Source organism: Caballeronia glathei (assembly GCF_000698595.1).
Taxonomy (GTDB): domain Bacteria; phylum Pseudomonadota; class Gammaproteobacteria; order Burkholderiales; family Burkholderiaceae; genus Caballeronia; species Caballeronia glathei.
In genome coordinates, this window is record NZ_JFHC01000014.1 from 32,725 (window position 1) to 57,764 (window position 25,040).

At 65.4% G+C, this 25,040-nt stretch carries 21 protein-coding genes; 6 read left to right on the top strand and 15 right to left on the bottom strand.

Features of this window, described 5'->3' with window-relative positions:
- Positions 1 to 3: 3 nt before the first annotated feature.
- The 6 genes from BG61_RS43935 to BG61_RS11705 form a co-directional block, all read right to left on the bottom strand.
- Positions 4 to 660 carry a sarcosine oxidase subunit gamma gene (locus BG61_RS43935; RefSeq protein ID WP_035929057.1) on the bottom strand — a complete coding sequence of 219 codons (657 nt, stop codon included), beginning with the start codon at positions 658 to 660 and terminating at the stop codon, positions 4 to 6.
- Positions 650 to 3,652, bottom strand: coding sequence for a sarcosine oxidase subunit alpha family protein (locus BG61_RS11685; protein WP_035929059.1), 3,003 nt, complete (start codon positions 3,650 to 3,652; stop codon positions 650 to 652). The genes BG61_RS43935 and BG61_RS11685 overlap by 11 nt, the downstream gene beginning before the upstream one ends.
- Positions 3,649 to 3,948: a sarcosine oxidase subunit delta gene (locus BG61_RS11690; RefSeq protein WP_035929062.1), complete on the bottom strand. Its 300-nt coding sequence runs from the start codon at positions 3,946 to 3,948 to the stop codon at positions 3,649 to 3,651. Before BG61_RS11690 ends, BG61_RS11685 begins: the two co-directional genes overlap by 4 nt.
- A 24-nt stretch (positions 3,949 to 3,972) precedes the next feature.
- The gene (locus BG61_RS11695) at positions 3,973 to 5,217 is read right to left on the bottom strand and encodes a sarcosine oxidase subunit beta family protein (RefSeq protein ID WP_035929065.1); all 1,245 of its coding nucleotides are present in this window, start codon (positions 5,215 to 5,217) and stop codon (positions 3,973 to 3,975) included.
- Positions 5,218 to 5,257: 40 nt separating this feature from the next.
- On the bottom strand, positions 5,258 to 6,652 hold the full coding sequence (locus BG61_RS11700; protein WP_035929069.1) for an L-serine ammonia-lyase: 1,395 nt from the start codon (positions 6,650 to 6,652) through the stop codon (positions 5,258 to 5,260).
- A gap of 213 nt (positions 6,653 to 6,865) precedes the next feature.
- Positions 6,866 to 7,288 carry a hypothetical protein gene (locus tag BG61_RS11705; RefSeq protein ID WP_035929072.1) on the bottom strand — a complete coding sequence of 141 codons (423 nt, stop codon included), beginning with the start codon at positions 7,286 to 7,288 and terminating at the stop codon, positions 6,866 to 6,868.
- 218 nt (positions 7,289 to 7,506) lie between these two features.
- Here BG61_RS11705 and BG61_RS11710 point away from each other — a divergent pair, with 218 nt between their 5' ends.
- The 4 genes from BG61_RS11710 to BG61_RS11725 all read left to right on the top strand — a co-directional run bounded on the left by BG61_RS11710 (position 7,507) and on the right by BG61_RS11725 (position 11,785).
- Entirely contained in the window at positions 7,507 to 8,586 is a 1,080-nt protein-coding gene (locus BG61_RS11710) for a GlxA family transcriptional regulator (RefSeq protein ID WP_035929074.1), read from the top strand.
- A 144-nt stretch (positions 8,587 to 8,730) separates the two neighbouring features.
- Entirely contained in the window at positions 8,731 to 10,050 is a 1,320-nt protein-coding gene (locus BG61_RS11715) for an MFS transporter (RefSeq protein ID WP_051672434.1), read from the top strand.
- Between the two features lie 39 nt (positions 10,051 to 10,089).
- Positions 10,090 to 10,860: a class II aldolase/adducin family protein gene (locus BG61_RS11720; RefSeq protein WP_035929076.1), complete on the top strand. Its 771-nt coding sequence runs from the start codon at positions 10,090 to 10,092 to the stop codon at positions 10,858 to 10,860.
- A 10-nt stretch (positions 10,861 to 10,870) separates the two neighbouring features.
- Complete coding sequence (locus BG61_RS11725; RefSeq protein WP_035929079.1) at positions 10,871 to 11,785, top strand: 2-hydroxyacid dehydrogenase; 915 nt, start codon at positions 10,871 to 10,873, stop codon at positions 11,783 to 11,785.
- Here the strand turns inward: BG61_RS11725 and BG61_RS11730 are convergent.
- From BG61_RS11730 to BG61_RS11750, 5 genes are all read right to left on the bottom strand, one after another.
- Positions 11,779 to 12,732, bottom strand: a complete 954-nt coding sequence (locus BG61_RS11730; RefSeq protein ID WP_035929083.1) for a LysR family transcriptional regulator — start codon at positions 12,730 to 12,732, stop codon at positions 11,779 to 11,781. The two genes, BG61_RS11725 and BG61_RS11730, sit on opposite strands and share 7 nt — an antisense overlap.
- Before the next feature lie 50 nt (positions 12,733 to 12,782).
- Positions 12,783 to 13,718, bottom strand: coding sequence for a choline ABC transporter substrate-binding protein (locus BG61_RS11735; RefSeq protein ID WP_035929086.1), 936 nt, complete (start codon positions 13,716 to 13,718; stop codon positions 12,783 to 12,785).
- A gap of 819 nt (positions 13,719 to 14,537) precedes the next feature.
- Positions 14,538 to 15,530 carry a GlxA family transcriptional regulator gene (locus tag BG61_RS11740; RefSeq protein ID WP_035929089.1) on the bottom strand — a complete coding sequence of 331 codons (993 nt, stop codon included), beginning with the start codon at positions 15,528 to 15,530 and terminating at the stop codon, positions 14,538 to 14,540.
- Between the two features lie 16 nt (positions 15,531 to 15,546).
- Entirely contained in the window at positions 15,547 to 16,449 is a 903-nt protein-coding gene (choW, locus tag BG61_RS11745) for a choline ABC transporter permease subunit (RefSeq protein ID WP_035929090.1), read from the bottom strand.
- The gene (locus tag BG61_RS11750; RefSeq protein WP_035929093.1) at positions 16,442 to 17,620 is read right to left on the bottom strand and encodes a quaternary amine ABC transporter ATP-binding protein; all 1,179 of its coding nucleotides are present in this window, start codon (positions 17,618 to 17,620) and stop codon (positions 16,442 to 16,444) included. The genes choW and BG61_RS11750 overlap by 8 nt, the downstream gene beginning before the upstream one ends.
- Before the next feature lie 355 nt (positions 17,621 to 17,975).
- On the opposite strand from BG61_RS11750, the gene BG61_RS11755 reads away from it, so the two are divergent.
- Positions 17,976 to 19,931 carry a methyl-accepting chemotaxis protein gene (locus BG61_RS11755; RefSeq protein ID WP_035929095.1) on the top strand — a complete coding sequence of 652 codons (1,956 nt, stop codon included), beginning with the start codon at positions 17,976 to 17,978 and terminating at the stop codon, positions 19,929 to 19,931.
- Positions 19,932 to 20,042: 111 nt separating this feature from the next.
- Here BG61_RS11755 and BG61_RS11760 read toward each other — a convergent pair whose 3' ends face one another.
- From BG61_RS11760 to BG61_RS11770, 4 genes are all read right to left on the bottom strand, one after another.
- Positions 20,043 to 20,660 (bottom strand): flavin reductase family protein, encoded by a 618-nt coding sequence (locus tag BG61_RS11760; RefSeq protein ID WP_035929098.1) that lies wholly within the window; start codon positions 20,658 to 20,660, stop codon positions 20,043 to 20,045.
- Positions 20,661 to 20,932: 272 nt separating this feature from the next.
- The gene (locus BG61_RS43260) at positions 20,933 to 21,085 is read right to left on the bottom strand and encodes a hypothetical protein (protein WP_169743300.1); all 153 of its coding nucleotides are present in this window, start codon (positions 21,083 to 21,085) and stop codon (positions 20,933 to 20,935) included.
- A 396-nt stretch (positions 21,086 to 21,481) separates the two neighbouring features.
- Positions 21,482 to 22,798, bottom strand: coding sequence for a hypothetical protein (locus BG61_RS11765; RefSeq protein ID WP_051672435.1), 1,317 nt, complete (start codon positions 22,796 to 22,798; stop codon positions 21,482 to 21,484).
- A 200-nt stretch (positions 22,799 to 22,998) separates the two neighbouring features.
- A complete protein-coding gene (locus BG61_RS11770) occupies positions 22,999 to 23,682 on the bottom strand; it encodes an MgtC/SapB family protein (protein WP_035929100.1) in 684 nt (227 codons plus the stop codon).
- A gap of 155 nt (positions 23,683 to 23,837) precedes the next feature.
- Here BG61_RS11770 and BG61_RS11775 point away from each other — a divergent pair, with 155 nt between their 5' ends.
- Positions 23,838 to 24,965: an AGE family epimerase/isomerase gene (locus tag BG61_RS11775; RefSeq protein ID WP_035929103.1), complete on the top strand. Its 1,128-nt coding sequence runs from the start codon at positions 23,838 to 23,840 to the stop codon at positions 24,963 to 24,965.
- Positions 24,966 to 25,040: the final 75 nt, after the last annotated feature.

A 25,040-nucleotide genomic window follows, 5' to 3' on the forward strand; every position in this document is an offset into this window, starting at 1 on the left:
GCTTCACGACATCAGCGGTTCGGCCGCGTCGAGCATGATCTTCACGAAGTAGTCCGCGAAGCTGCGGCGGATGACGAGCTCGAAGCGCTCGCCGCCCGCCGGCAGCAGCGTGACCGGCGCCTTGAAGTAGTGGCTCTGCGCGCACTGGCCCTTGCCGAACAGCTTCGGATGCAGGTCGAGCGGACAGCCGCGCGAGAGCACCTCGCGCGTGCGCGTGCCGCTGATTTCGAGCACCGTATAGCCGCTGCCGATATCCACCGCCGACGCGAACACGCCCGCGAACGCGGCGCCGAGCTTCGCCTGCAGCGGCGCCGTCTTCGCTGCGTCGTGCGCGGTGGCCGAACGCACGAGCCATTCGTCCGGGCCGAGCCAGAGCATGTCGTAGCCGTTGCCCTCAGCCGTGGTGTTCGGCTTCTCGGGCGGCCGGCAGCCGATCACGTTTTCGACTGCGCGCACGAACGCCGCATCGCGCGTGTCGCCGCGCACGTTCACGAGTTCGAGAAACGGCCGCTCGGCCATCCGGAACGTCTTCGATGCCGCCGCCTGGTGCTTCTTCAGCAGCGCATCCACACCGACGAGCGGCGACTCCTGCCACACACCGGCCTGACCGGCAATTGCACGATCCACGACCGTCGACGTGCCTCTGGTTTCATTCCACATGTTGACGTGCTCCTTCGCTGTCGTAGAACACCGAGCTGGTGATTTTTGCCGCGACCTGCCTGCCGCCCGCAAGCGGGATCGTGACCGATGCGCCGATCTTGTCGAGGCCGCCCTTCACCACGGCCAGCGCGATCGAACGCTTAAGAATGGGGCTGTAATAGCTCGACGTGACGTGGCCGAGCATCGGGGCCGTGTCGCCCTGGAACGGTCCGGCGACGATCTGCGAGCCCTCCGGAATGACGAGCGACGGATCGTCGGAAAGCAGGCCGACGAACTGCTTGCGTCCCGCCTTCGACGTATCCGAGCGCGTGAGCGAGCGCTTGCCGAGAAAGTCCTTCGACTTCGCGACGAGCCCGCCCATGCCGAGGTCGTAAGGCGTCATCGAGCCGTCCGTATCCTGGCCGACGATGATGTAGCCCTTCTCGGCGCGCAGCACGTGCATCGTCTCGGTGCCGTAGGGCGTGATGTCGAACTCCGCGCCTGCCGCCATCAGCGCTTCCCACACGGCGCGCCCGACGTTCGCCGGCACGTTCACTTCGTAGGCGAGCTCACCCGAGAAGCTGATGCGCATCACGCGCGACGCCGCGCCCGCCACCGTGCCTTCGCGATAGCTCATGAACGGGAACGCCGCATTCGCGAAGTCGATGTCGTGACATACCTTCTGCAACACCTTGCGGCTGTTCGGGCCGACCACCGCGAACGTCGCCCAGTGGTCCGTCACCGATGCGAGGCGCACGCGCATGTCGGGCCATTCCGTCTGCAGCCAGCGTTCGAGCCACGTCAGCACGCGCGCCGCGCCGCCGGTGGTGGTCGTCATCATGTAGTGCTGGTCGGCGAGGCGCACCGTCACGCCGTCGTCGAAGATCATGCCGTTTTCGTCGAGCATCAGGCCGTAGCGGCACTTGCCCACTTCGAGCTTGCTCCACGGATTCGTATAGACCCAGTTCAGGAGCTTCGCGGAATCGGGGCCCTGAATGTCGATCTTGCCGAGCGTCGATGCGTCGAGAATGCCGACGCTCCTGCGCACCGCGAGCGATTCGCGCGCCACCGCCGCGTGCATGTCCTCGCCCGCCTTCGGGTAGTGCCACGGACGCTTCCAGTTGCCGACGTCCTCGAATGCCGCGCCGTTCTCGACGTGCCATTCGTGCACCGCCGTCTTGCGCACCGGGTCGAGGAACTCGCCGAGCTCGCGGCCCGCGAACGTGCCGAACGTGACGGGCGTGTAGTTCGGGCGGAACGTCGTCGTGCCGGTCTCGGGAATCGTCTTGCCGAGCGCCTGCGCGAGAATCGCCATGCCGTTGATGTTGCCGAGCTTGCCCTGGTCGGTGCCGAAGCCCATTGCCGTATAACGCTTCACGTGCTCGACCGACTCGAACCCTTCGCGCGCGGCGAGAAAGATGTCCGCCGCCGACACGTCGTTCTGAAAGTCGATGAACTGTTTCGGCCCGCGCGTCGCGAGCTCGCGTCCGCCGACGAGCCACAGCGGCTGCAACGGCGCTTCCGTGAGCTCGGCCACCTGCACCGGGTTCGGACGCGCGACGATGTAGCCCGCCGCGCGCGCCGCCTCGACGCCCGCGTCCACCGCGAAGCGAATGCCGCGCGCCAGCGTGAACTCGCCCGCGCACGCGCCCACGCTCGCTTCCGCCTGCATCGCCTTGCCCGGCACGAAGCACGCTTTCTCGTCATGCCAGTGCGCCTTGCCGCCCGACTGCGCGAACAGATGCAGCACCGGGCTCCAGCCACCGGACATCGCGAGCAGGTCGCAGTTCAGTTCGCCCTGCCTTGCGCCCACCTGCCCGTTCGAATACGCGGACACTTCAACCGATGCCACGCGCAGCTTGCCGCGCGCCGCCGTCACCACCGCGCCGCTCAACACCTTGACACCGTGGCGGCGCGCGAGCGCGGGCAGCGTGCCCTTCGATTCCGACACGCGCGGATCGACGACAGTCACCTGCGCACCCGATGCCTTCAGGTCGAGCGCGCATTGATAGCCGTCGTCGTTGTTCGTGAACACGACGGCATTGCGCCCCGGCAGCACCGCATAGCGATGCAGATAGGTCGACACGGCCGACGCCAGCATCACGCCCGGCAGGTCGTTGTTGCCGAACACGATGGGCCGTTCGTGCGCGCCTGTCGCGAGAATCACGCGCTTCGCGCGCACTTTCCACATCAGCTCGCGCGTGCCCTTGCGCATCGAAACCGGCAGATGATCGGTGAGCTTCTGCGTGACCGTCACGAGGTTGTGGTCCTGATAGCCGAACGCGTTGCTGCGGGTAAGGATCTTCACCTCGGGCATCTTGCGCAGCTCGGCTTCGATCTTCTGCACCCATTGCAGCGCAGGCTTGCCGTCGATTTCCGCGCGGCACGAAAGGAGCGACCCGCCCAGTTCCGGCTGATCGTCGACGAGGATCACGCGCGCACCCGAAAGGCCCGCCGCGTGCGCGGCCGCGAGACCCGAAGGCCCGCCGCCCACCACGAGCACGTCGCAATGCGCGAAGCACTTGTCGTAGCGATCGGCGTCGAGATGCTCGGGAGCCTTGCCGAGACCCGCCGCATCGCGGATCACCTCTTCGTACTTCGGCCAGAACTTGCGCGGCCACATGAACGTCTTGTAGTAGAAACCCGCCGGAATGAAGCGAGCGAACTTCTGGTTGATCGCCATGCGATCGTTCTCAATGTTCGGCTTCGCGTTCACGCTCGTCGCAACGAGCCCCTGATACAGCTCGACTTCCGTCGCGCGGGCATTGGGCACCGTATAGGCGCCGGTTTCCAGCTGCACGACGGCATTGGGCTCCTCGACGCCCGCCGTCACGATGCCGCGCGGCCGGTGATACTTCCAGCTGCGCGCGACGAAGTGCAGGCCGTTCGCGAGCAGCGCGGAGGCGAGCGTGTCGCCCTGATAGCCCTGATAGGTGCGCCCGTTGAACGTGAAGGTCAGGGCGATCGCGCGGTTGATGCGCCCGCCCGTGGCGAGTCGGTCTTTCTGGCTCATTTTGTCGTGCCCTCGTTGCTGTCCATGGTGGCGAGCGGTCGTTCGAACGTCTCGTAGCCCTGAAACGCGTAGCTCACCGTGTCGCGCTGCGCCATGAACCAGCGGCGGCAGCCCTGTGTGTGCATCCATTGCTCGCGATGCACGCCGCGCGGGTTCTTGCGCATGAAGAGGTAGTCACCCCATTCCTTGTCAGTGAGCTTTTCGGTGTCGAGCGGACGTGCGATGTCCGCTTCTCCACCGCATGAAAATTCGCTTTCGGCGCGTGGCCCGCACCAGGGGCATTCGATCAGCAGCATGTTCTCTCCAGAAGTGCGTGGGCTTTAGTGCGCGACGGCGGCGGCGCCGTGCTCGTCGATCAGGTGGCCGGTGTAGAAGCGGTCGAGCGAAAACGGCGCGTTGAGCGGATGCGGCTCGTCCTTCGCGATGGTGTGCGCAAAGGCCCAGCCCGAACCGGGCGTCGCCTTGAAGCCGCCCGTGCCCCAGCCGCAGTTGAAGTAGAGGCCCTTCACGTCGGTCTTGCTGATGATCGGGCACGCGTCCGGCGAGACATCGACGATGCCGCCCCACTGCCGGTTCATGCGCACGCGCGAGAACACCGGGAACATCTCGACGATCGCCTCCAGCGTGCCCTCGATGACCTGGAAGCTGCCGCGCTGACCGAAACCCGTGTACTGGTCGACGCCCGCGCCGATCACGAGATCGCCCTTGTCGGACTGGCTGATGTACGCGTGCACCGCGTTCGACATCACCACCGTGTTCACGACCGGCTTGATCGGCTCGGAGACGAGCGCCTGCAGCGGGTGGCTTTCGAGCGGCAGCCGGATGCCCGCCATGTCCGCGAGCGTGGACGTATTGCCCGCCGCGACGATCGCGACCTTCTTCGCCTTGATGAAGCCCTTCGTCGTCTCTACGCCGCTCACCTGGCTGCCGTCGCGGCGGATGCCCGTCACCTGGCAATTCTGGATGATGTCCACGCCGGCCTGGTCGGCGCCGCGCGCGAAGCCCCATGCGACCGCGTCGTGACGCGCCACGCCGCCGCGCCGCTGAATCGATGCTCCGAGCACGGGATAGCGGCTGTTCAGGTTGATGGTCGGCTCGATTTCCTTGATCTGTTCCGGCGTGAGGAACTCGGCATCGACGCCGTTCAGGCGGTTCGCGTTCACGCGCCGCTCGGTGTCGCGCACGTCCTGCAGCGTGTGCGCGAGGTTCATCACGCCGCGCTGGCTGAACATCACGTTGTAGTTGAGGTCCTGCGAGAGCCCTTCCCACAGCTTCATCGCCTTCTCGTAGAGCGCGGCCGACTCGTCCCACAGATAGTTCGAACGCACGATGGTCGTGTTGCGCGCCGTGTTGCCGCCGCCGATCCAGCCCTTCTCCAGCACCGCGACGTTGCGCACGCCAAGCTCCTTGGCTAGGTAGTACGCGGTGGCGAGTCCGTGCCCGCCGCCGCCGACGATCACGACGTCGTATTCGCGCTTGGGCTCAGGGCTCTTCCACTGGCGCTCCCAGTTCTCGTGATACGACATCCCGTTGCGCAACAGGCTGAATATCGAATAGCGGCTCATGATGTTTCCCTTTTCCTTCGTGACTTTCGTAGCAACGTTTTCAGCACTCGATGACGTTCACGGCAAGGCCGCCGCGCGACGTCTCCTTGTATTTCGTCTTCATGTCCGCGCCGGTTTCGCGCATCGTCTTGATCACGTTGTCGAGCGAGACGTAGTGCTGGCCGTCGCCCTTCATCGCCATGCGCGCCGCGTTCAGCGCCTTGATCGCGCCCATGGCGTTGCGCTCGATGCATGGAATCTGCACGAGCCCACCCACCGGATCGCAGGTCATGCCGAGGTTGTGTTCCATGCCGATCTCCGCGGCGTTTTCCACCTGCGTCGGCGTGCCGCCCATCACGGCGGCCAGCGCGGCAGCCGCCATCGAACACGCGACGCCGACCTCGCCCTGGCAGCCCACTTCGGCGCCCGAGATCGATGCCGTCTCCTTGTAGATGATGCCGATCGCGGCAGCCGTGAGCAGGAACGTGACGATGCCGTCGTCGTTCGCGTTGTGCATGAACTTCACGTAGTAGTGCAGCACCGCCGGGATCACGCCCGCCGCGCCGTTCGTGGGCGCCGTGACGACGCGCCCGCCCGCGGCGTTTTCCTCGTTGACGGCCATCGCGTAGAGATTGACCCAGTCGAGCATCGAGAGCGGATCGCGCAGCGATTCCTCCGAGCGCGACCGCAATTGCGACGAGAGGTCGGCAGCGCGGCGCTTCACGTGCATCGGGCCGGGCAATTCGCCGCGCACCTGGCAGCCGCGCTCGACGCACGCGGACATCGTGCGCCAGATCGCGAGCATGCCTTCGCGCACTTCCTGCTCCGTGCGCGACGCGCATTCGTTCTGCATCGTGATCTGCGCGATCGAGAGACCGGTTTCGCGGCACACGCGCATCAGGTCGTCGCCGGTGCGAAACGGATGCGGCACTTCGGCGCCGGCGCGCAGCCCGTTCACGCGATCGCCCTCGCGATTGACGACGAAACCGCCGCCGATCGAGTAATACTCCTTCTCGACGAGAAGCTGGCCGTTTTCATCGAAAGCCTGAAACCTCATGCCGTTCGGGTGCGCGATGCTCGAACCCGGCGCGCCCGGCATCAGCTTGCGGAAAAAGCCGAGGTGCTCGCGTTCGTCGAATTTGACGACGTGCTTGCCGAGGAGCGCGAGTTCTTTCGTCTCACGAATGGCCTTGAGGCGCGGTTCGATCAGGTCCGGGTCGATGAGATCGGGCAGGTTGCCTTCGAGGCCGAGCAGCACGGCCTTGTCGGTGCCGTGGCCCTTGCCGGTGGCGCCGAGCGAGCCGAACAGCTCGGCCCTGATGCGGCGCACGAACGCGAGCAGATTCGCGTCCTCGATGTGCGAGGCGAAGCGGCACGCCGCGATCATCGGCCCGACGGTGTGGGAACTCGACGGACCGATGCCGATCTTGAACAGATCGAAGACGCTGACGTTCATGGCTTGCCCTTGGTCGTTTGCAATGGATGGGTACTGCTGTGACGCCATTGGACCAAAGGCCAATTTTCATCGATAGAACAAAAACGGCATGAGAGTGGGATGGCGGCGTCGCCGTGCGGTGCCAGTGCCGCACGGCGGCGCTTTTGCGAAGGTTTCTGACGGGTTTGCAAAAGGGGGCTGCCAGGAACCCCACCCGCCGCGCAGAATCACCCCTCACCCGTTGCCGGACCGCCTCGGCTCCTGCCCGAGCATGTAGCGCGAAAGCACGCCCCTTGCGGGCAGCGAGAGCACGTCCGGATGACTCGCGAAGATTCGCTCCAGACCGCTGACCACGTCACGCAGCCGATCACCGTCGTGGACCGGCGTAGCGTGCAGCACCATGGTTTCGGCTGCCGCAACGGGCCCGGTCGCGGCCAGCGCAAGCAGCAAGAAGCTGTATGGCGGCACGAAAAGCCCGCGCCCGAAGGTGCGCACGAACAATTCGACGATCTGCGCCGATGCGGGAACGAGCGCGGGCGAAGCGCACATCAGCGCGAATTGCGGCGTGACCGGTCCCGGGTCGTCATCGAATCGCTGGATGTGATCGATATCGCGCGACAAACGGCTGATCGGCGCCGCGTGCGCGAGGATAATCATCCGGACCCGCTCGCAAAGTGTCGGAATATCCCTTTCATGAAGCTCTGAATCGTCTCTCAAAACCGGCCTCTCAACGGTTGATGCCCTTTTTGCAGGGCGTTTTTTATAAAGCGCGGGGAATGATAAAGAAGATCGCCATTCGCGCCCGCATCAAACCAGAAACCGCTCCGGGTGCGGTGCTATGCTTGATGGATATTTCCTTGTCGCCCGCTCCGTGCATGCATCCCGCTGAACCGCTCCCTCCGCAGTCCATCGACGGCAAGTCGAAGCAGCGCATCCGCTTCGGCATCATCCTGCTGCCGAATTTCACGCTGACCGCGTTCTCGGGCTTCGTCGATCTGCTGCGCCTGTCCGCGGACGAAGGCGACTTCAGCAAGCCCGTGCGCTGCTCGTGGAGCGTGATCGGGGAAACCCTCGCCCCGGTGCGCGCGAGCTGCGGCATCCAGATCACGCCGTGGGAGACCTTCGAGAAGGCCGAAGCATTCGACTACGTCGTCGTCGTCGGCGGGCTGCTGCACTCGGGCCCGGCCGCGAGCGACGCCACGCTGCAATTCATCCGCCGCGCCGCCACGACCAACGCGACGCTCGTCGGCATGTGCACGGGCGTGTTCTCGCTGATGCGCGCGGGCGTGCTCGACGGCCATCGCATCTGCGTGAGCTGGTTCCACTACTGGGATTTCGTCGAGCGCTTTCCGAACGTCAATGAAGAAGCGCTCGTCGCGGACCGGCTCTTCGTGATCGATCGCCGGCGCATCACCTGCTCGGGCGGGCGCGCTTCGATCGATGTCGCCGCCGCCATCCTGCTGCGCCACTTCGAAACGGCGACGGTGCAAAAGGCGCTGCGCATCCTGCTCGTCGACGACATGCAGAAGGGCAACGCGCCGCAGCCGCATCCGCCCGGTCTCGCGCCCGCCACGCATCCGAAGGTGAAGCGCGCGATCCTGCTGATGGAGCAGCACGTGGGGCGCTCGCTGTCGCTCGACGAACTCGCGCACAAGCTCGATCTTTCGACGCGGCAACTCGAACGCCTCTTCAAGGCGGAAACCGGCAAGGCGCCGCAGGCGTACGCGAAGCAGGTGCGCCTGCGCACCGCCGCGTGGCTGCTCACGAGTTCAGACAAGACGGTTGCGGACATCGCATCGAGTTGCGGCTTCTCCGACGCGTCGCATCTCGGCCGCGAATTCCGCAAGCAGTTCGGCTTGCCGCCGATGATGTACCGCGAGCAGCGCGGCACGGCCGAAACCGACAACGCGGCCGGCTACGACGAAACCTTCCCGGGCCGGGCGCAGGCGCTCTGATTCATCCTTGTATAAACGCCAATAATAGTGAAGATGAAAATACGCGATTTTGCACGCGAATATTGATGCCGGATAAAGAGGGGTGTCTCCACATGAACCCCTGCCCGCGCGCACAGCAGCGCGAGCCCGTCCCAAAGGCGCGACATGCTCAACCCGGACCAAACCCGTCAGCCCGTGCGCGCGGCGCTTGCCGCCTTCATCGGCACGACCGTCGAGTTCTACGACTTCTACACCTACGCCACCGCGGCGGCGCTCGTGCTCGGCGACATCTTCTTTCCCAGCAGCAATCACTTCCTCAGCACGCTCGCGTCGTTTGCCACGTTCGCGGTCGGGTTCATCGCGCGGCCGCTTTCCGGCGCCGTGTTCGGCCACTGGGGCGACAAGCTCGGCCGCAAGAAAATGCTGCTCCTCACGATGTTCCTCATGGGCGTCGCGACCACGGGCATCGGACTCCTGCCGTCGTATGCGTCGATCGGCGTCTGGGCGCCCGTCATGCTGATCGTGCTGCGCATCGTGCAGGGCATCGCGGTCGGCGGCGAATGGGGCGGCGCCGTGCTGATGTCGAGCGAGCACGCGCCCAAGGGCCGCAAGACCTTCTTCGCGTCGTTCCCGCAGATGGGCAGCCCCGCCGGTCTGCTGCTCTCGCTGATTTCGTTTCGCCTCGTCACGTCGCTCGATCACGCGGATTTCGTCGCGTGGGGCTGGCGTCTGCCGTTTCTCGCGAGCTTCGTGCTGTTGATCGTCGGGCTCGTGATCCGCGTCGGCGTGAACGAGTCGCCGGAGTTCGAGCAGATGAAGGAAGCGCGGCAGATGGCGAAGGCGCCGGTACGGGAGGTCCTCACGTCGCACTGGTATCCGATCCTGCTCGCGGCCGCCGCGACGACCATCGGCTCGGCCGGCTTCTTCTTCACGAACACGTTCATGATCTCCTACGTGACGACGTATCTGTCGATGCCGAAATCGCTGATCCTCGACTGCCTGTTCCTCGTCACGATCATCCAGTTGCTTTCCCAGCCCGGCTCCGCGATGCTGTCCGAACGCTTCGGCGAAGCGCGTTTCCTCACGGGAGCCGCCATCGTGTCGATACTCACGCCCTATCCGATGTTCATGCTCGTCAACACGCAAAGCCCGCTGGCGATCGTCGTGGGCATCTCGTTCGCGGTAGTCGTGCTCTCGGCGATCTATGCGGTGATCGCGGGCTTCATGACCTACGCGTTCCCGACGCATTTGCGCTACTCGGGCATCTCGATTGCGTATCAGCTTTGCTGCACGATCGCGGGTGGCACGACGCCGCTCATCGGCACCATGCTCGCGCAGCGCTATCAGGGCGAATGGCTGCCGCTCGCGATCTTCTTTTCGCTGCTCGCCGCGGTCTCGCTCGCGGGCATTGCGGGGCTCGCGCGCTATCAGGGCAAGCACGGACTGCGCGACGAAACGCGCGATACGGTCGCGCGTGCGACCTGACATCGATCCTCACTCATCGCACTCGAAGGAATACGCAACATGCCACACGACACTCATGGTTATTCGGCGCAAGAATGGGCGGTGCGCTGCGAGCTTGCCGCGCTGTACCGGCTCGTCGCGCATTTCCGCATGACCGACATGATCGACACGCACATCACGGCGCGCGTGCCGGGCCCCGAGCATCACTTTCTGATCAACCGCTACGGCGTGCTGTTTCATGAGATGTGCGCATCGGACCTCGTGAAGATCGACAGCGCGGGGCGCGTGGTCGAAGCGGACGCAGACGCGCATCCCGAACGCTACCGCGTGAACGCGGCCGGTTTCACGATCCACTCGGCGGTGCACATGGCGCGGCCCGATCTCGCCTGCGTGATCCATACGCACACGTCGGCGGGATCGGCGGTATCGGCGCAGCGGCAAGGGCTCTTGCCCATCAGCCAGCACGCGTTGAAGTTCTACGGGCATCTCGCGTACCACGACTACGAAGGCATCGCGCTCGACCTCGGCGAACGCGAGCGGCTGATCGCCGATCTCGGCTCGCACAACGCGATGATCCTGCGCAATCACGGGCTGCTGGTCGGCGGCTCGTCGATTCCGGCGGCGTTCCAGGACATCTATTTTCTCGAGCGTGCATGCGAGATACAGGTGCGCGCGCTTGCGGGCAACGCGGATCTGTCGTTCCCGCCGGAAGCGGTGCGCCGCCTGACCGCGCAGCAGTTCCAGCGCGACGAGTCGGACAACATCGTCAGCCTGCAATGGCAGGCGGCCCTGCGCCTGATCGAAGGCAACGGATCGGATTACCGCACCTGACGCCGCCGACATGACCAGAATCGTATTGCTGAGTGACGGCTACGACATGACGCCGGTCGTGCGGCCGCTCCTGAAGGCGGCGCCGGAGCTCGTCATCGTGCCCGAGCAGGAAGGCAGCGCCGACGTCGCCGTCTGCTGGAATCCGCGCCCCGGCTCGCTCGCGAGGCTGCGTGGCCTGAAACTCGTGCACAGCATCGCGGCAGGCGTCGACAACATCCTCGCCGATCCGGCCCTGCCCGCCGTGCCGCTCTGCCGCGTCGTCGATCCCGGCCATGCGCAGGGCATGACCGAGTTCGTCACGTGGGGCGTATTGCATTTTCACCGGCAGATGGATCGCGTGTTGCGGAACCACGCGCGTCGCGTCTGGGAGCGTCCGTTGCAGGTCGCGGCCGCGCAGCGCACGATCGGCGTGATGGGGCTCGGGACGCTCGGCGCGCGGGTCGCGGGCGAGTTGCGGCGCTTCGGCTTCAGCGTGCGTGGCTATTCGCGCACGCGAAAGGCGCTGCCCGGCGTCGAGACGTTCGGTGAAGACGAACTGAAGCACTTCCTTTCGCCGCTCGACATTCTCGTGTGCCTGCTGCCGCTCACCGAGGCCACTCGCGGCATTCTCAACCGAGAGCATCTCGCGGCCATGCCTCGCGGCGCCCGGCTGATTCACGCCGGACGCGGCGAGCATCTCGTGCGCGACGACGTGCTCGGCGCGCTGAACGAAGGCCAACTCGGCGGCGCCATCATCGACGTATTCGACAAGGAGCCGCTCTCGCCCGGCGACGCCTTCTGGCAGGCCCCCAATCTGATCGTGACGCCGCACATGGCGTCGGTGGCGAGCTTCGAGTGCATCGGCGAGCAGGTTGCGTCGAACGTGCGCAGGCTCGTGCGCGGCGAGCCGCTCGCGAACCAGGTGGACGCAGCGCGAGGCTACTGACCGCGCTCGCGAAGCGCCTCTTCGGCGAACGCCTTCATGCGCTGCAGGAAGACCGCTTCGGCCGCGCGCGGCTTGTGATGCGCGGGCCAGAGGAGCATGACGTCGAGGTCCGCCACGCCCTCGGCGGGCGGCAGGCGCATCATGCGCCCGAGCGCGACCTCGGCCTGCCCGACATGCTCCGGCAGGCAGCCGATGCCGAACCCCGCATACATGAGCCGCCGCACTTCGGCGACGCTCGCGGATGATGCGACGACGCGTCCCGTGAAGCCGTGCTGATCACGAAAGTACGTCAGCGGTGACAGCGACGCGCCGATCTGGTCGCCCGTGAACGAAACGAAGTTTTCGTCGAGGAGATCGGCGGTCGTGAGCCCTTCGCGTCCGAAGAGCGGATGATGCCGTCCGCAAAAAAGCGCATAGCGCTGCGGCATGAAGAGCCGGTACTCGATCTTCTTGCCGACATTGCGGTTCAGGCTGAGCGCGGCGGTCGCGGTGTGCTGGATGAGCGCGCTCGGCACATCGGCGCTGCGCATCACCTGCACCTCGATATCGATGCCGGGATAATCGCGATGAAAGGCGGCGAGAAATTCGTCGTAGGCCGGAAACTGCACGCCGCTCACGGTGATGAGGCGCACCTGGCCCGACACGTCGCGCTCCGCCGCGCTGCTTTGCCCCGCGAGGCGCGAGATGCTGCCGTAGATCTCCTCGGCGAGTTCGCGCACCTCGTCGCCTGCGCGCGTGATTTCGATGCGCGGCCCGTTGCGCTGCACGAGCTTGCGGCCGAGTTGCTCCTCGAGGCGCTTGAGCGCATGGCTGACCGCGGGCTGCGTGATATGCAGATGCGCGGCCGCACGGCTCACGCTTTCTTCGCGAGCGATCACGAGAAAGGTCCGCAGCAGGTTCCAGTCGAGCCGGTCGTTGATCAGCGTCGCGCGAACGCTCTGGGTCATGGGGGCTCCGGGCAATCGATCCGCAAGAAGCCCCCGATTATAGAGCGCCGTTATTTGCCTGCCACGTAGGCCTTGACCGCGGGCAGGCCGTCCTTGCCGTCGAATGTCGTCACGCCCGCGAGCCATTTGTCGAGCACCGCGGGATTCGCCTTGAGCCATTCGCGCGCCGCCTTGTTCGCGTCTGACTTGTTCATGATCGGCACCATCACGTGGTTTTCGATGTCGGTCGTGAACTGCAGGTTCGACACGAGCTTCGCCACGTTGGGACAACGCGCGCCGTAGTCCGTCGGCGTCACGGTCAGCACTTTCGCCTCGCCGTAGTTCGGGCCGAACACGTCGTCACCGCCGCTGAGGTAGTCGATCTTCATCTGCACGTTCATCGGGTGGGGCTCCCAGCCCAGGAACACGATGGGCTTCTTGTCGCGGATTGCGCGATTCACTTCGATGAGCATGCCCGCCTCGCTCGACTCGACCAGCTTGAACTTGCCGAGGCCGTACTGATTACTGTCGATCATCTTCTTGATGAGCGCGTTGCCGTCGTTGCCCGGCTCGATGCCGTAGATCTTGCCGTCGAGCTTGTCGTAGTTCTTCGCGATGTCGCTGAACGATTTCAGGCCTGCGTTGTAGACGTAGTCGGGCACGGCGAGCGTGTATTTCGCGCCGGTGAGATTGGGGGTCGCGAGCACCTTCACTTGTCCGGCCTTCCTGAACGGATCGATCATCGGGTCCATTGTCGGGGACCAGTAGCCGAGGAACACGTCGATCTGCTTGTTCTTCACGCCGGCGAAGGTGATCGGCACGGAGGCGATGGTTTTGGTTGGCTTGTAGCCGAGTCCTTCGAGTACCGTCGATGCGAGGCCGGTCGTCGCCGCGATGTCGGTCCAGCCGACGTCGGCGAAGCGCACGTTGCGGCAGGCGGCCGGGTCTGCGGCATAAGACGTCGATACTGCGAGCGCGCAGAGTGGCGCGATCCACATACGGTTCATTTTGGGTTTCTCTCCGAGGGGTTTTGTCGCTGGCGCTTGGGGTTCGGGTTTGTTGTTTGCACCGTTTGATGCGCTTGTGCTTCTATGGAACTTGTATTGGCTTTGGTCTATTAGCTTCGCCCCTGTGCGGGGCGGCACTTACTTTCTTTGCTGCTGCAAAGAAAGTAAGCAAAGAAAGCAGCTTTTTAGTCATCCGGTGTTAGGACGTGACCACGTTTGATTCCTTCTAAGTGGCCCGACCGTCGGAGTGTCCACCACTGTTCGTCACGCGGATTGGTACGCGGACCCACTGCGTCATCGCGCCACCAGACGAAGTGGTAAGGCAGTCATCCATCCGTCCTCGCTTTGCTCCGACGGGAGGTTCGCCACAACCAGTCGCTTCGCTTTCTTGTCGCGCATATCAAAGCGCTTCGCCTTGTAGCTGCCACGTGCATTCAGTGCGTTTCGTCATGACGCGGCGCGTGCCTCACACCGTGCAAACCTGACGTCGGGCACGCAGTGCCAAGACGGATAAATGACTGCCTTACCACTTCGTTTAACGGCGCGACGACACAGTGGGTCCGCGTACCAATCTGCGCAACGAACAGAGGTGGACACTCCCACGGTCGGGCCACTCTGATAACCTCAAACGTGGTCCCGTCCTAACACCGCTGAGCCTATAGCTGCTTTCTTTGGTTACTTTCTTTGCAGCAGCAAAGAAAGTGACTGCCGCCCCGCACAGGGGCGAAGCTAATAAACCAATATCAAATCAAGTTTCATGGAAGCACAAGCGCATCAAACGAACAAAACCCCAACCCCAAGCGCCAGCGAAATAACTGTCTAGGCCGAAAGCCTCCGCTCAACGCTAGGAGCGTGTCCAAACTGCGCGCGGTACGCTTTAGAAAAGTGACATGGCGAGTGAAATCCACAAACTGCGGTGACCCGTGCAATCGAAGCATCCGTATTGCGCAGCAGTTCGCGCGCACGGCGCAACCGCAGCGTGAGGTAATAGTGCGTCGGCGAAACGCTCAGAAACATCTTGAACATGCGCTGCAAGTGACGTTGCGACAACTGCACGAGCCGCGCGAGTTCCTCGAGTGAAAGCGGCTCTTCGATGTTCGCCTCCATCAGCCGCACCACCTCGATCAGCTCGGCGCGCGAAAACCCCACGCGCGCATCGACCGGAATGTGCTGGTAGTCGCTCGACCCCCGAATGCGCTCGACGATGAACTGCTCCGATACCTGCGCCGCATGCGACTGTCCGAGCCGCATGCCGACAAGGTTGAGCATCAGGTCGAGCGGCGCCGTGCCGCCCGTGCACGTCACGCGGTCGCGATCGATCACGAACAGTTCGTCGGCGAACCGCACATGCGGATAGCTCCTGTGCAGCGGCGACATGTCTTCCCAGTGCACCGTGCAGCGATAGCCGTCGAGCAGGTTCGCCGCCAGCAGCGCATACGCGCCCGTGCAGATGCCGCCCAGCGGCACGCCCTGTGCCGCCACTTCGCGCAGGAGCGCGATCACCTTCTCATCCACGTATTCCCGCACGTGCCAGCCCGCGCAGACAATCAGCACATCCGGCACACCCGCTTCGGCCAGCGTCGTGGTCGGCTTCACGGTGATGCCGTTGCTCGCGCGCGCAGGCTCGCCGTCAGGCGTGATCACCGACCACGTGTAGTGCTCTGCGCGGCCCACGTAGTTCGCCATGCGCAGCACCTCGACCGCGCTCGTGAACGCGATCATCGAGAAGTTCGGCAGCGTGAGAAAGCCGTAGTGAGCCAGCTTCGATAACGGCGAGTCGCTCGGAGCAGGCGTGATCGCGTCGCGTTTCATGGGCGTGCCGGTTCGCTCAGCTCTGCTGCGCCGCCGGCGCGCGGCGCACCCGCATCACGCTGCGAAGGCCCGAGAGCAGCGGGGCGCGCGCCATGCCCGGCGACCGGCCGAAGCTCTCCGTGATGCGATCCAGGATGATCGCGAGCAGCACCACCGACAGACCGCTTTCGAAGCCGAGCCCGATATCGAGCCGCTGGATGCTCGCGAGCACGTCGTTGCCGAGACCGCCCGCACCCACCATCGACGCAATGATCACCATCGAGAGGGCCATCATGATCGTCTGGTTCACGCCGGTCATGATCGACGGCAGCGCGTTCGGAAACTGCACCTTGTAGAGCAGCTGCCACGGCGTGCAGCCAAACGCCTGCCCGGCTTCGACGATCTCGCGGTTCACATGCTTGATGCCAAGCGAGGTGAGGCGCACCGCGGGCGGCATCGCGAAGATGACCGTCGAAAGAATGCCGGGCACGCGCCCGAGACCGAACAGCATCGCAGCCGGAATCAGGTAGACGAAGGCGGGCATGGTCTGCATGAGGTCGAGCACGGGGCGCACGGCCATCTCGACGTACTTGCTCTTCGCCGTCCAGATGCCGAGCGGAACGCCGAGCAGCAGGCTGATCAGCGTCGACGAAAGCGTGAGGCCGAGCGTGATCACCATCTGGTCCCAGAAGCCGGTGCCGTAGATGAGCAGCATCGAAAGCAGCGTGAAGAACGCGAAGCGCCAGCCCACGCGCCACAGCCCGACGCCGACGAAGAGCGCCATCAGCGCCCACATTGGAATGGCTTGCAGGCCGTGCTCGACGAACGCGGCAAAGCTCTCGATGACCTTGCCGATGGAATCGAACGTCTTGGCGTCGTGGTCGAGCAGATAGTGGACGCCGTGATCGACCCAGCTACCGAGCGGAATCATTTCAGACATGGGAACCTCGATGGCGCGTTAAGACCTTCAGTACGTTCGTCTTGTTGACCGAACCACAATATGAACCGTCCGCCTCGACCACGGGCAGCGGGGCACGGCTTGCCACCACGCGCGAGACGACATCGTCGAGCGGCGTGGTGCGATGAATGCATTCAACCTGGTTGAGCAGCGTGGACGCGCCGCCCGTCGCGTCGCGGCTCACGAAGCCGCGGATCCTGCGCTCGCTGTCGAGCACGAACGCGTAGTCGGCATGGCCGTTGAGCGTCGCGGCAACCGCCGACGCGTCGATCTGCGCCGAATGCTTCATGAGCGGCACGGCATCGGTCTGCATCAGGTCGCCGGCGGTCAGGTAGCGGCTCGTGTCGATGCCGTCGAAGAACGCCTGCACGTAGTCGTCGGCCGGGTTCGTGATGATTTCCTGCGGCGTGCCGATCTGCACCACGCGGCCGCCTTCCATGATCGCGATGCGCGTGCCGATGCGCATCGCCTCTTCCAGATCGTGGGACACGAAGAGAATCGTGCGCCGCTGCTCGCGCTGCAATTCGAGCAGGACGTTCTGCATTTCCTTGCGCTTCAGCGGATCGAGCGCGGAAAACGCTTCGTCCATGATCATCAGCGACGGATTGACCGCCAGCGCCCGCGCGAGACCCACGCGCTGCTGCATGCCGCCGGAAAGCTGCGCGGGCAGCTTCTGGGCGAACGGAGCGAGTCCGACCTGCTCCAGCACCGACATCGCGCGCCTTTCGCGGTCCTTGCGGCCGACACCCGCGACTTCCAGCCCGAACGCGGCATTCGAGAGCACCGTGCGCTGCGGCATCAGCGCGAACGACTGGAACACCATGCTCATGTCCTTGCGGCGCAGAGCGGTGAGTTCCGAGCGCGGCACGGAAGCGACGTCGCGCCCGTCGATCAGCACCTTGCCCGCCGTCGGCTCGACCAGACGATTGATGAGGCGAATGAGCGTCGACTTGCCCGAGCCGGACAGGCCCATCAGCACGAAGATCTCGCCTTCCTTCACTTCGAACGACACGTTATGGACGCCGACGATCTGGCCTGTGCGCGCGAAGACTTCTTCCTTCGTCGCGCCGCCGGCCAGCATGTCGATCGCCTGTTTCGGGCTGGTGCCGAACACCTTGCAGAGCCCTTCTACCACGACCTTGGGGGAATTCATTGAATGCTCTCCTAGCGTGGCGGACGTGCGTCCGCGCTGTGCATACATAGTTGCCAGAAAAAAGTGCGGCGGGCCGACTATTTCCGACAACCACATGAGGAAATACGACACCGGATTCCGCAGTCCGTCTGATTGCGGCGCGTGGCGCCTTGTCCGGCAAGGGTTTGCGGGCGATGCGCGGCGCCGGCGCGAGGTTTTTCGCATGTCGCGCTGGTGCAAGTCCGGGCGTCCTTTATGGCGCATCCACCATTCGTCAGATCATTTGGCGCGCGTTAAAGAAACGAACGCCAGTGCCGTAAACCAGTGACAGCTGAACGACATCCGGGCTACAGCCCCCTCACCCCACCAGCAACCCATGCCAACCCTCAGCCTTCGCCGTGCGAACGTCGGCACCAAGTTCGCGGTTCTCGCGTGCGCGCTCGCCGCGCTGATCGTCGCCAGCTTCACGATCGCCGTGACCCGCTCGGCGGGCGAACAGGTCGACGCGCACGCGCTCGCCCGCGTGGAAAGCGACAACCGCTCGATCGCCACCATGATCGGCCTCTACAACAAGGCCGTGAGCGCGGAAGTCGAGCGCTTCATGTCGATCTTCGCGAGCTTCCTGCCGGCGGATTTCGCGCTCGACGAATCCCGCAGTGTGGACATTGGCGGCGTCGCCACTCCGGCGATGAGCGCCGGCGGCACGACGCTCAACCTTGATTTCACGATTCCCGATGCGTTCCTCGAAAAGAGCGGCGCCATCGCGACGATCTTCGCGCGCACCGGCGACGATTTCGTGCGCGTCACGACCTCGCTGAAGAAGCAGGACGGCGCGCGCGCGATCGGCACGCTGCTCGACCGCAAGGGCCCCGCCTACGCGCCGGTGCTGGCGGGCAAGCGCTACATCGGCATCGCGACGCTGTTCGGCAAGCAGTACATCACCGAGTACAAGCCGGTCACCGACGCCTCGGGCCGCGTGATCGGCGCGCTCTTCGTCGGCGTGGACGTGGGCGCCGAGATCGCCGAGCTGCAGCAGAACATCCGCAAGCTGAAAATCGGCGACAACGGCTACTACTTCGTCGTCGATGCATCGAGCGGCGAGAATCGCGGCAAGCTGCTCGTGCATCCGGGCAACGAAGGCCAGGCCGCCGACGAACGCGTCGCGCCGTTCAGGCAGATGCTCGACGCGCGCGAAGGACAGCTCGCGTTCGAAGGCGCGGACATCGCGGACGCCGACGCGAAGATCCACGGCGGGACCAAGGAAATCGCCTTCACCACGGTGCCGGAGTGGCAATGGATGGTCGGCGGCATCGCCTATCGCGACGAACTGCTCGCCGATGTGAACGCCAGCCGCAACCGCTTCCTGCTGCTCGGGCTGGCCGTGGTCGGCGCGTTCGTCGCGGCGCTGCTCTTCGCCGTGAAAAAGCTCGTGAGCGAGCCGCTCGCCGAGGTCACGAACGCGTCGGAGCGGATCGCCGCGGGCGACCTGACCGTGCGCCTCGATTCGAAGCGCGAGGACGACATCGGGCGCCTGATGCAGGCCATCGACGGCATCGCGACCGGCCTCGCGCGCATCGTCTCGCAGGTGCGCAGCGCGTCGGCGGACATGCTCGATGCGACAGGGCGCATCGCGTCGGGCAGCAGCGACATCTCGCTGCGCATCGCCACGCAGGCGAGCAGCCTCGAGGAAACGGCGGCCAGCATGGAGGAAATCACGTCCACCGTGCAGCAGAACGCGGCGAACACATCGCACGCGGACAGCCTCGTCGCGTCGGCGTCCGACGCGGCCCGCGCAGGCGGCGAAGCGGTCGGCCGCGTGGTCGCGACGATGGGCGACATCGACGCGTCCGCGCGCAGGATCGCGGACATCACGTCGGTCATCGAAGGCATCGCGTTCCAGACCAACATCCTCGCGCTCAACGCGGCGGTCGAAGCGGCGCGCGCGGGCGAGCACGGCAAGGGTTTCGCGGTGGTGGCGTCGGAGGTGCGCGGGCTCGCGCAACGCAGCGCGGCGGCGGTGAAGGAAATCGAAGCGCTGATCGCGGAGTCGGTCGGCCGGGTGTCGGACGGCTACCGGATCGCCGAGCAGGCAAGCGGCACGATGAACGGCATCGTCGAGCGCGTGGCGCGCGTGAACGCGATCATCGCCGAGATCAGCGCGGCCTCGCGCGAGCAGTCGAGCGGTATCGAGCAGGTCAACGTCGCGGTGATGCAGATCGGCGAGGCGACGCAGCAGAACGCGGCGCTCGTCGGCGAGGCGGAGCATTCGGCCGCCGATCTGCGCGATCAGGCCGGGCGGCTCGCGCAGGCGGTGAGCGTGTTCAGGCTGTGAGTTCGGGAAAGCGCGCAGGAAAGCGCGCGGGGAAGTGACTTGTGGCGGGCGGCACCGTGAGGGCCGCCCCGTCTTGCCTGGTGCGCGCGGCGTACCGCGTCGCTTCGGCCGCTACGCCGTCGGACGGATCATCTCGAACATCTCGCCGAGTTCCGCGTAATCGCCGCGATATCCCGCGCGCATGATCGGGCGGGCGGCGGCGGTATCGAAGAGGCCGTCCTTCAGGAATTCCTTGCGGATGTGCACGCCGACCACCTGGCCGAGCGCGAGCCAGTTGTCCATCGGCTCGCCTGCGAGGTTCTTCAGCCGCACGACCTGCAGCAGCCGGCATTCCAGCGCCGCCGGCGATTCGGCCACGTGCGGCACGTCCACGCTGCGCCCGGGCGCCTTCGTGAGGCCCGCGAGGTCGAATTCGTCGATGTCGTGCGCAACCGGCGCCGAGGTCCGGTTCATCTTTTCCCCGAGCGGGCGGCTCGTCATGTTCCAGACGAACTCGCCCGTCGCCTCGATGTTGCGGATGCTGTCCTTCTGCCCCTCGCTCGAAAACCCGATGATGTACGGGAAGGTCGCGAACGCGCCGAAGAAGCTGTAGGGCGCGAGGTTCACGCGCCCATCGGCGTCGCGGCTCGAAATCCAGCCGATCACGCGCGGCGCCACGATAGCCTTGAACGGATCGTGACGCAGGCGGTGGCCTTCGTCGGGATGATAGAAATGGACGTCGTCTGTCATGTGGGATCGGGCAGAAATGGCGCGTCGGGCGACGGCAAGCCAGCAGAATAGCGCAGCGTCGCGCGGCTCACAGCGGACGATGTTCAGCGTGGGGAAAAGGGCAAAAAAAAAGCAAAAAAATAGCGCCGGATGGCGCGTGGACAGGACGGCGAAAGCGGCTGATTCGACGCCAATTCTGGCTAGAAAAACTACATTGCGGCAAACTGGAAAGCGGGCGCGGCGATTCGCCTTTCAGCGGATCAGACAGTCTTGCGCGCCGCTTTCGGCAAAGCTCACAGACGAATACCGAATACGGTGCCACGGGCCTTGCGAACGCGTTCGGACTCGCGGAAACGCGCCTGGTACGAGTAGTCCGAGTCGAGCGGCAGATGCGGCGATTCGAACAGCGCGGCGAATTTTTGAAGCAGGGCGAAGAGGTAGCTCATGTCAGACTCCGGTTAATGTTGCAGGGTTTTCCCTTAGCTCTAATTATAGGGTTTTCACCTACCGATTTCTAGTGCAATGCAACATTTTCCGTTAGGAAATTACGTAGTTTTTCTACATGACGCTTCCGAAGAAGCCTGAAATTTGGGGGCCGGGTCGGAGAGGCAGTATTTGCGGGGATCGAGAGCGATGGGTGGCGCGTGGCGTGATTCGTCGCCTGCGCAAGGGTGTGGCGTGCACGTCACACCGGGGCCCGAGCGCGCGAGGCTGTCGCTGGCGAAGCCCGGCCGGTGTCAAAAAAGACCGACCGAAAGCTCCGTCTGCAAAGGTCAGGCGCGTTTGCGCCACGATGCCCTTCCTTGGCCCGCCGCGGGCGGCGGCCGACAAAAGGCCGCGCCTCAGTGCGCGGTCGTGTAGCTCTTGTGCTGCGCGTGCGTCTGCTGGGGCTTCCTGGCGGCCGCATCGCTCTTCGGTGCAGCCGCCGGCTGCACCGGGGCCGGAACGTTCGATTCCCTCGGGACATTCAGCGCGTTGATCGTGCTGATGTTGGCCGAATCGGTATCGAAGAAGGAAGCGAGCGTCGCCTCCTGGTTCAGCATCAGCTGCTCGATGCGCTGCTGCTGCACGGCGCTCTCACGCCCCATGCGCAACAGCACGACAGTCTGCGCGATAACCGTCGCGACCGTCACGAGCATCACGCAGACGATGATCGTGAGCATCGTCTTCATGCGGCGCGAGTGGGCGGTCGCGGCACGGCGCTGGTCCGCGATCACGGCGTAGAGCGCGTCGATCGTATCCGCGAAGGCGGTCGCGCGGGCGCGGTCCAGTTCGGGCGCGTCTTCGGCTTCGGTTCGGGCGGCCGCGGGCGTCGCCCGGTTTCGGGACGTCGCGGGGCCGTGGTGGCGGTCGTCGTCGATCAGGGCGGCGGCAAGCGACGACGGCGCCCGGCGCATGCCGTGCGTGGCGCCTGAAGCAGCGGCCGACGACGGCTCCGGTTCCGCGCCGTCAGGACGCACGGTGGCCGGTGCGGAAGCGGAGCCGGACGTCACGGAAACCGGTGCGGCAACCGGTGCGGAAACCGAGTCGGCCAGCTCCGTATCGGCGGCAAAAACTGAAGCCCCCGCCCCCGCGTCCGCCTTCGCAGACGCCGTGCGGCTCACCGGCCTCACCGCCGATGCGGCGATCACGGTCGGCCGAACAGCCTTGAGATGACCGTGCGCATCCGACGACGCCGACGACGGCTCCCCGACGGCACCGTTCTCTTCGTCACCCGCCTCGCTCTGCGCGATGAGCGGCGGCACGGCATCGATACCGCCGTTGCTGTCGGCATCACCTGCGGCACGCGCGGCCGCCGCGCCCCCGCGCGTGGCGCGTTTCGCGGGCAGCGCGTCGCCGTTCGCCCCGCCCGGCGTCACGCCCGACTGCACGGCGGCCATGAACGCCTCCGGCAACTCGAAGCCCGCGAGCGTGCCCTGCCTGAGATCCGTGTTCATGGCCTGCAGCGTCGCGCGCTCGGCGTCCTCGGCGAACAGGTCGGGCGTAGTGTCGACGCGCGGGGCGTTGCTCAGCTGCGCGAGCCGCTGCGCCGAGCGCGCGGCGCGGGCAAGCTTCTTTTCGGTATCGGTGCCGGAATTCGGCGATGCGGCGTCGGCGCCACGCGGCGCTCTTGCGTTTCTGACTGGCGGGGAAGCGGTCTTTACAGCGGAATCTGGCATAGGTTCGGAGAGTGGCGGCCGTCGCGAGGCGGCTCGCGGCAGGGCGATGCAAGTCTGCGATTGTTTCGAGACCGCATTGTCGCACGGCCGCGCCCGTTCACCGGCGGTTATCTGCAAGCTCCGGGCGGTGTTTCGCGCATGCTGCGATCCGTGCCTCGGCCCATGCCGCGTCTCTCCATCGCCGAGGAAGCACGGCCGCCTCAGCTCGCGTCTTCTTCCCTGAATTCACGCACGGTCGGCAGATTCCTGAGCTGATCGCAGATCGCCTTGTATTCCGGCGCCGACACGCGCGCCAGCACGATCTGCACTTCGTCCAGATCCGGCGAGTCCTCGCTTTGCTGCACGACGAACTGCTTCACGCGCACGCTGCCTGGCCCGAGCGTTTCGTGCAGGCCGTGAAAGCTGAGCGAGCCGCGCTCGACGAGCATCGTCAGCTGACGGCGCTGCTTCACCGAGATGAAGCGCCGCTCCAGCGGCTTGATGCCCGCGAGGATGATCAGAATGATGAGCGTAGCGGCGATCGACGCCGTATACAGCCCGCCGCCGACCGCCAGCCCGATGGCCGCCACGGACCAGAGACTCGCCGCCGTCGTGAGGCCGCGCACGATCTCGTTGCGCAGGAGAATCGAGCCCGCGCCGAGAAAGCCGATGCCGGAGACGACCTGCGCGGCCATCCGCGAGGGATCGAGGACGACGTGCTCGCCGCCGAGCGAATCGGCGAAACCGAATGCGGACACGATCATGATCAGGGCCGAGCCGACGCACACCAGCATGTGCGTGCGCAGCCCGGCCGCCCACGAGAGCCGCTCGCGCTCGAAGCCGATCACGCTGCCGAGCGCCGCGGCCACCACGAGCCGCGAAACGAGTTCGAAATTGCCTAGCATGGATACGATCCTCCGTTATTTTGGTGAGCCGATGCGGCACCGTCCGGGGCGGGCCGGACGGATTTGCTATCCTTGGACCCCGCGCTTTCGTGCGTTGCGCTGGCGGCGAGTCCGCTGGCAGAGGCAACGCCACCATCCAATAAAGAACCGGCCTCATGCACGACCAGAACCCGAACGCCGCGCCGCCCGCGCAAGCCACGTCGATCACACCGGGCGCCGCGCTGCGCGATCACTACGCGCGCATCGTACTGCCCGTATGGCGCGGTCCCGGCTACAACGCTGCGCTGCGGCTGCCGTACGAAGCCGTTTCGCCCGGCGATCACGCGCCGCTGCCGCCGTCGCGCTACCGCGCGATGGCCTGCGCGCGGCAGTTGTTCGTCTTCTCGCAAGCCGGCGACATCGCGCACGCCGGCACGCTGTTCGCGTCGTTGCGGCACTATTTTCAGGACAATGAAAACGGCGGTTGGTTCTACAGCGTCGATGCGCAAGGCCGGCCGCTCGAGCGGCAAAAGGACCTGTACACGCATGCGTTCGTGGTTTTCGCGTGCGCGGAGTACGCGCGGCGCAGCGGTTCCGGCGACGCCGTCGCGCTGCTGAACGAAACCGCCGCACTCACGCAGACGCGCTTCGCGGCGGACGGCGGGCTGATGAACGCGGTGCTCTCGGAAGATTTCGGGACGATCGTCGAAACGCCGTTGCAGAATCCGCTGATGCACCTGACCGAAGCCTGGCTCGCCGCACGCGACGCCACCGGCGACGCGGCCTTCGACCGCCGGCTGGAAACGCTGGCGTCGGCGGTCGCGCGAACCTTCGTGCACGAGGCGAGCGGCTGCATCGCCGAACTGCCGATCGGCGCCGCCGACAACCGGCTGGAGCCGGGTCATCAGTTCGAGTGGTTCTTTCTGGTGGAAGGCAGCCGCCACCCGGCTTTCGACGCGGCCGGACTGCGCGCTCCTCTCGCGCGGGCCTTCGAGTTCGCGCGGCAGCATGGCGTCGACGGATCGACGGGCGGCGTGTGCGCCGCGCTGGATGAAAGCGGGCGCATCAAGGATGCGACACAGCGCATCTGGGCGCAAACCGAATACCTGCGCGCGCTGGCGACGCACGACAGCGACGCCTCGCGCGCCGAATTGCCGCGGCAGATCGAGCGCTACCGGACGCGCTTTCTGCACCCGCGCGGGTGGATCGAATGCCAGCTGGCGGACGGCACCGTGACGCGCGCGGACATGCCCTCGACGACGCCCTATCACCTCGCCACCGCCTACGCCGCGCTACCGGCCTGAGCCGGGACGCGAACGCGACTACCGGGGGCACATGACAAAAAAGCCCACGTCGGTGCGACGTGGGCTTTTTGCCAG